This is a genomic window from Corallococcus sp. CA041A, from assembly GCF_003612075.1.
In the GTDB taxonomy this organism is placed as follows: Bacteria; Myxococcota; Myxococcia; order Myxococcales; family Myxococcaceae; genus Corallococcus; species Corallococcus exiguus.
Map to the genome: position 1 here is coordinate 1 of NZ_RAWF01000382.1, position 6,803 is coordinate 6,803.

Here is a 6,803-nt window from a genome sequence, read left to right on the forward strand (position 1 = left end):
CGCGGCGTCGGGTCCTTGGCGACGCGGCGTCTGCTCCGCTGCTCCGCAGACGAGCAGGAGGCTCCCTCTTCTGACGTCATCTCCCTTCTACAGGACCCATCAGATTGCTTATTCCGCGCAACCCTCCTGTCGGACAGGTTCTGGAACACCGCCGCTGGAGCCGCGCTGCTGCGGGAACCTGCCCGACAAGCCACCAGGGGCGCCTGGGCATAAGGCTCCTCAGGCGATTCAGCGCGCGGAGAGGAAGTCCTCCACCTCACGGGCGAGCAGCGCGGGTGCGGAGACGTGGGCCACGTGGCCGTGCCTCGGCAGCACTCGGAGCGACGCGTGGGGGAGGACTTTCGCCAGGGCATGGGCAGGTTCCGCGAGAAGCACCTGGGGACTCTGGTCGCCCAGGAGCACGAGGGTGGCGGTGTCAACGGCGAGGAAGCGCTCCACGCCCATGGGGAGGTCCGCCACCGCGCCGATTTCGCGCAGGAAGGTCTCCATCATGCCGAGCAGGGTGCCCGCTTCCACGAGCGCTGCGTGCGCGCCCTCACCGAACTTCGCGACGCGGAGTCGGAGCTCGCCCATGCCGTGCGCACCCCTCGCGGCCGCGGCCGCGTCTCCGTCCCGGAGATGCTCGCCCTGCGGCTCATCATCCCCAACCTCCAGCGCTTCCGCCGCGAGTACCCGCACCTGGAGCTGGATCTGGACGTCAACGACCACGTGGCCGACATCGTCGGAGACGGGCTGGACGCAGCGGTGCGCTGCGGCGAGCTCACCGACTCACGCCTCATGCGCCGCCGACTGGGCCCCAAGCGCTTCATCCTTTGCGCCTCTCCCTCCTATCTCCAGGTGCACGGCACGCCGCGCTCGCTCGACGCAATCCAGGAACACGACTGCATCCGCTACCGCTTCGTGTCCACCGGCCGCGTGGAGTCCTGGGCCTTGCGCCAGCCCGCGGGCGCCCCCTCGCCGCGCATCCCGGAGACCTTCGTCTTCAACAACAGCGAGGCCGTCACCCACGCAGCCCGAGCGGGCTTCGGTATCGCCCAGTTCGTGGAGCTGATGATCCGCCCGGAGCTGGACGCCGGCACGCTGCGCCCCTTCCTCCGCGAGCACTCCCTGGAACGCGGCGCGCTGTGGCTGGTGTGGTGGCCCCAGGCCCGGCGCACCCCGCCCAAGGTGAAGGCCCTGGGCGACTTCCTGGCGCGGCTCGTCGAAGAGGACGAGGCCGGGGCGCGCTGAGCCCGCACCACCCGGATTGCGGGAAAAGGGCGGAGCGCCCTTATGCTCCGCCGCCCCATGCATGCTTCCTACCGGACCCTCGCCACCTTCTGCCTGCTCGTGCTGGCGCCGCTGACCCCGGCCGCCGCACAGGACACCTCCGACGCGCCGCGCGCGCTGCGCTTCAACTGGACGCGCGACGGCATCATCACCGGCACCGCGGGCGTGCTGTGGATCTCCACCGAGTCGGTGTTCAAGGACAACCTGGCCCCGGCACAGTGCCGCTGGTGCGACCGTGCACCGGACGGCACTGACCGGCTCAATCGCCTGGACCGCTGGGGCCGAGGCATCGCGGGCAACACGGAAGCGTCCCGCAAGCGCGCGGACACCTGGAGCAACATCATCGGGTTCGCGGGCCTGCCGCTGGGCCTGCTGGGCACCCAGTACGCAGTGGGGCGCAGCAGCGGCGCCTCCACGGAGTTCTTCGCCCAGGACGCCACCATCATGGTCCAGAGCGCCGTCCTCGCCTCCGTCGCCAACCAGGCCGTGAAGTTCGCCGTGGGCCGCGAGCGGCCCTTCGTCCACGTCCTCCCGGAGGCGGAAAAGGGCCTCACCGCGCACCCCACCGACAACAATCTGTCCTTCTACAGTGGCCACACCAACCTGGCCTTCTCCCTGGCCGTGTCCGCCGGCACTGTCGCCACGATGCGCGGCTACAAGCACCAGGCCGTCGTCTGGGGCGTGGGCCTGCCGCTCGCCGCCTCCGTGGGCCTCTTGCGCATGGGCGCGGACAAGCACTACCTGTCCGACGTGGTCACCGGCGCCGTGCTGGGCACCGCGTTCGGCGTCGCCGTGCCCCTGCTCCTGCACGGCCGCGTGGATGACACCCCGCCCACCAGCGCGCGGCCGTCCTCGGTGTCACTCAACCCGATGGTCGGGACCCAGATGGTGGGCCTGTCCGGAGCGTTCTAGCCACGCTCCGCCAGAAGTTCGCGAATCCATCCTGCGCGGCGGCAAGGCACGGACGGATGCGTCCTCGGTCCATCGGCGCATGCGCGCCTCTTCAGGCGTCCGCGCAGAGCCTCATGAACGACAGCGAGCATGAAGGGCTGTCGTCGCTCATGAAGCAGGAGGGCTTGGGGAATCGGCCATGGACCGCCAGAAGCGTACGGCCCAGCGCCCCAGCGAAGCCCAGGGGTCCATGAAGCGTCTCGCCCACGTTGCAACACGCCCCGCGGAGGATTCAGCGGGAACCAGTGGGTCGAGCCTCGGGCTGCTGGAGGCTCCCTCCGGAGGCGAAGCGCCAAGACATCGACATCTCTGACGGTCGGCCAGGTCTTCCCAGGCAGCGCCCACCTCGTCCCGCCCTGCGTGCTCCCCACCAGCCTCACAGGAGACAAGCCCCGGCGCGGATGAAGCCACCCACTGCACGCTGTCCGACTCCACAAGGAGGGCCTGCGCATCGAGGCAAGGTGCAATCCCAAGTGGCCCGGTGTCCTCGGCGATGGGCGTGAGGCAGCAGAGGCCATGAGCATCAACGCTTGGGCATACCTCCAGCGTCTCGGACGGCTCAATGGTTGGCGTGGGAGCTCCGATGCCACGACTCTCCCCACAGGGGCGTGCCTCCGGCGCATCATCCTGCTCGGCGGTGGACGCGACGCATTCGGCGCCACTCGCCTCAATGCAAGGACATGCATCCAACGCTTCGTCTTGCGCGGTGGCTGACGCGGGGGCGCTGGCGCAACGCTCCTCAACGCAAGGGCGTTCCGCCGGCGGTTCCTCCAGCCCGTTGGCTGATGCAGGCGCACCGACGATGCCTTCTTGAGTGAGGTGGGCCTCGGGGGACGCAGGTTCCTGGGGCGCAGGAGCAAAGGCATTCAGTACGCGCTCATCGCGCGCCTTCAGCAGTGCTGGCAGCTCATGCTGAAGGGCCTGCACGTCGCGCTCGTGCAGGATTTCCCTCACGCGGATGGCCCACTCGCGCAGCGCCGCTCCGCCCATGAGCGGCAGCAGTTGGGCGGCTCCTCCCATGAATGCCCGCTGCAGGGACTGAACGAGGAGCACGTGCCCCGGACGCGCCGCCACCCGCGCCGCATGCCGAAGCAACTCGAATTCCGCCCGCGCGCAGGTTTCCCCCGACTCCCAGTGCGCCGCGTCCTGGAGCTGGTAGCACGTGCTCCCCAGCCGGTCCAAGTCGAGGTCCGAGGCCCTCGCGCAGCAGTCGGCCAGAAGCTCCACCAGCACCTGCCGCTTGAGGCTGAAGTAGCCCTCCAGTAGCCACCGGGCATCCGGGTTGCTCGCGTCATGTAGCGCCAGCCCCAGGTTCTCCAGCGTCAGCGACTCATCCAGCGGCACCGCGCGCGTCTTGCGTCCGGGACGCTGAAACACCAGCCCCCGTGCCGCCAGCCGCCGCAGCGCCTCGCGGATGGTGCCCCGACACACCTCATAGCGGCGCGCCAGCTTCGCTTCGGAGCCGAATTGCCCGCTCGGGTGCAGACGCCCCAGCGCGATATCGCGCTCGATTTGCGCCTCCACATAGGCCACGAGTCCTCGCCGTTCCATCCCCATTCCCCCTCCTCGTCACAGCATCGCCATCCAACCACAGGGGTCTGACATGGACGTGCGAGCCCACCAATCCGTGTCATCGGATGGGCCGCAGTCCGGGACCCGGGCGGCGAAAACCTGTCCGACTGTCGGACAAGTTTTGAGGCAACCGGGCCCGGTCGGGGACATCTGCCCGCCCCCAATTTGGCGTTTGCGCGCGCATGACGTCGCGCCCCCGCCGGGCGGGAGCGGCCTCGGGCCCAAGCGGCGAAATCCGTCCGACTGTCGGACAGGTTTTGAGAGAGCCGCCCCCATGCGGGCGGCTCTGATCGTGGCCCCACCTTGGTGTCCGCGCCCGCACGACGTCGTGACTTGCCGCTCCGTTCCGCGAAGCGAGCGTCTTCGGCTTCATGCGGTGCGAAGCGGTCCGACTGTCGGACAGGTTTTGCGGCGACCAGCCCCAGGTGGGCGACGCTGCTCGTACACATGATTGGGTGACCGCACGCGGACGACGTTGCGGGTCGCCGCTGCATTCCGCCAAGCGCGCGGCATCGGTTTCATTCGGTGCGAACAAGGCCAACTGTCGGGCAGGTTTTGCGGAAACCGGGCCCGGGCGGGAGCATCTGTCCGTGCCCCAGTTTGGGCTTCGCGCATACGCGACGTCGCGGTCCACGGCTGATCCGTGAGGCGAGTGCCCGCTTGGGGAACTTCGGGTCGCGGCCTGGGTTGACGAACTGCTGACGCCCTCCCGGGTCACGCGTCTTCGCCGGGCGCGCACAAAGCGACACTTCGGCCCCTCGGGTCCCGGGCGTCCCCTCCTGACATGGTAGTCAATCCGTTCACCTTCGTCGGACGGGCTCCTTCCGTGCGCTCCACTGTGACTGCTTGCCTTCCGTGCGCCCCTGGGCGGTGTCCATGAGCCCGCCCCGCGTGAAGGATGCTCCGCGCGTCGAGCGCTTCGGACCGGCGCTTCCCCCTTCCACGTTCACCGGATTCGCCGTGGCGGCGCTGGCCGTGCTCGCCATCGCACTGCTCTCCTACCGCACGCTCAAGACGCGCGCGGCCACGGGCGAGATGGTGACGCATACGCTCACCGTCGCGGCGAAGTTGGAGGAGGTGCTGTCCACCGTGAAGGACGCGGAGACCGGGCAGCGCGGCTTCCTCCTCACGGGCGCGGAGAGCTACCTCAGCCCCTACTCCCTCGCGAAGAAGACGCTGCCGGAGAAGCTCGCGGAGCTTCGCGGACTCATCGCCTACAGCGCCGTGCAGCAACAGCGGTTGGACCGGCTGGAGGGCGCGGTCACGGAGAAGCTGGCGGAGCTGCAGGAGACCGTGGACCTGCAACTGCGCGGTGAGGGCCGGCAGGCCATCGCCGTGGTGAAGGAGGACAGCGGCTTCGCCGCCATGCGCACCATCCGCGCCACCGTGGAGGAAATGGAACTGGAGGAGCGCGCGCTGCTCACGAGCCGGTACGAGGAGTTCCAGGCGTCCGCCAACCTGTCCCTCGCCGTCACCCTGAGCGGCTCCGTGCTGCTGTTCGCGCTGCTGGGCATCGCCGCGTATACCGCCGCGCGCGACTTCCGGGCCCGCGCCATCGAGTCGTGGCTCCAGACCGCCCAGACCGAACTCGGCGTGCGCATGCAGGGCGACCAACGCATGGACCGGCTGGGAGACAACATCCTGCGCGTCCTCGCCGACACGCTCGACGCCCAGGTGGGCGCACTCTACGTCGCGGACACGACGCACCACTTCCGCCGCGTCGCGGGCCACGCGCTTCCTGCGGACCTGGATGCGCGGCATGACACGCTGGCTCCCGGCGAAGGACTGGCCGGACAGGCCATCAAGGACGGCCGGGCCTGCCACCTGCGCGACGTGCCCGAAGGCTACCTGCCCATCTCCTCCGGACTGGCTCGGGGCCGTCCGCGCCACGTGCTCATCGCGCCCTCCCAGGTGGACGGACAGGTCAACGCGGTCGTGGAGCTGGGCTTCCTGCACCCGGTGCACCCGTCGGACCTGGAGCTGCTCCAGCAGGTGTCGGACGCCATCGCCGTCGCGGTGCGCGCCTCGCTCGACCGCACCCGCCTGGAACAACTCCTGGAAGAGACGCAGCGACAGGCCGAGGAGCTCCAGGCCCAGCAGGAGGAGCTGCGCGTCTCCAACGAAGAGATTGAAGTGCAGAGCCGCGTCCTCAAGGAGTCCCAGGCGCGACTGCTGAACCAGCAGGCGGAACTGGAGCAAACCAACGCCCAGCTGGAGGCCCAGGCGCGCCTCTTGGAGAACCAGCGCGACGACCTGGCCCTGGCGCAGGTCACGCTTACGGAGAAGGCCTCGGAGCTGGAGCGCACCCACCGCTACAAGGGCGAGTTCCTGGCCAACATGAGCCACGAGCTGCGCACGCCGCTCAACAGCTCGCTCATCCTCGCGAAGCTGCTGGCGGACAACAAGGAGGGCAACCTCACCGCCGAACAGGTGAAGTTCGCGCAGACCATCGGCTCCGCGGGCAACGACCTGCTCGCCCTCATCAATGACATCCTGGACCTGTCGCGCATCGAGGCGGGCCGCGTGGACGTGCAGTTGGAATCAGTGGGCCTCCAGCCCTTCGTGGAGAACCTGGGCCGCACCTTCCAGCCCATGGCCGCGCAGAAGGGTCTGCGCTTCACCACCACCGTCGCGCCGGGCGTGCCCCCCACACTGGAGACGGATCCCCAGCGGCTGGGCCAGGTGCTCAAGAACCTGCTCGCCAACGCCTTCAAGTTCACGGACTCCGGCGAGGTGATCCTCACCGTCGCCACGGAGGGACCGGGACGCGTGACGTTCAGCGTGCGCGACTCCGGCATCGGCATTCCGGGCGAGCTCCAGGGGCTCATCTTCGAGGCCTTCCGGCAGGCCGACGGCAGCACCCACCGCAAGTACGGCGGCACCGGCCTGGGCCTGTCCATCTCCCGCGACCTGGCGCGGCTGCTGGGCGGCGACGTCACCGTGCGCAGCGCGCCGGGCGAGGGCAGCACCTTCACCGTCACCCTCCCCCTTCGCCCGGGCCCCCCCGCACC

At 69.5% G+C, this 6,803-nt stretch carries 5 protein-coding genes; 3 read left to right on the plus strand and 2 right to left on the minus strand.

Annotated features, from left to right (window positions below):
- Positions 1-228: 228 nt before the first annotated feature.
- A complete protein-coding gene (locus D7V77_RS44035; RefSeq protein ID WP_158624572.1) occupies positions 229-573 on the minus strand; it encodes an alpha/beta fold hydrolase in 345 nt (114 codons plus the stop codon).
- 3 nt (positions 574-576) lie between these two features.
- Between D7V77_RS44035 and D7V77_RS39165 the strand changes: the two genes are divergently transcribed.
- Positions 577-1,230: a LysR substrate-binding domain-containing protein gene (locus D7V77_RS39165; RefSeq protein ID WP_158624573.1), complete on the plus strand. Its 654-nt coding sequence runs from the start codon at positions 577-579 to the stop codon at positions 1,228-1,230.
- A 57-nt stretch (positions 1,231-1,287) separates the two neighbouring features.
- Positions 1,288-2,181: a phosphatase PAP2 family protein gene (locus tag D7V77_RS39170; protein ID WP_120581314.1), complete on the plus strand. Its 894-nt coding sequence runs from the start codon at positions 1,288-1,290 to the stop codon at positions 2,179-2,181.
- 147 nt (positions 2,182-2,328) lie between these two features.
- Here D7V77_RS39170 and D7V77_RS46090 read toward each other — a convergent pair whose 3' ends face one another.
- A complete protein-coding gene (locus tag D7V77_RS46090; RefSeq protein WP_306770493.1) occupies positions 2,329-3,753 on the minus strand; it encodes a GntR family transcriptional regulator in 1,425 nt (474 codons plus the stop codon).
- A 915-nt stretch (positions 3,754-4,668) separates the two neighbouring features.
- On the opposite strand from D7V77_RS46090, the gene D7V77_RS39180 reads away from it, so the two are divergent.
- Positions 4,669-6,803 (plus strand): CHASE3 domain-containing protein (locus D7V77_RS39180; RefSeq protein ID WP_120581315.1); only part of this gene is annotated, 2,135 nt, incomplete at its 3' end.

Coding starts and splice junctions, on each gene's coding strand:
- D7V77_RS44035 (WP_158624572.1), bottom strand. CDS start 573: ATGGGCGAGCTCCGACTCCGCGTCGCGAAGTTCGGTGAGGGCGCGCAC.
- D7V77_RS39170 (WP_120581314.1), top strand. CDS start 1,288: ATGCATGCTTCCTACCGGACCCTCGCCACCTTCTGCCTGCTCGTGCTG.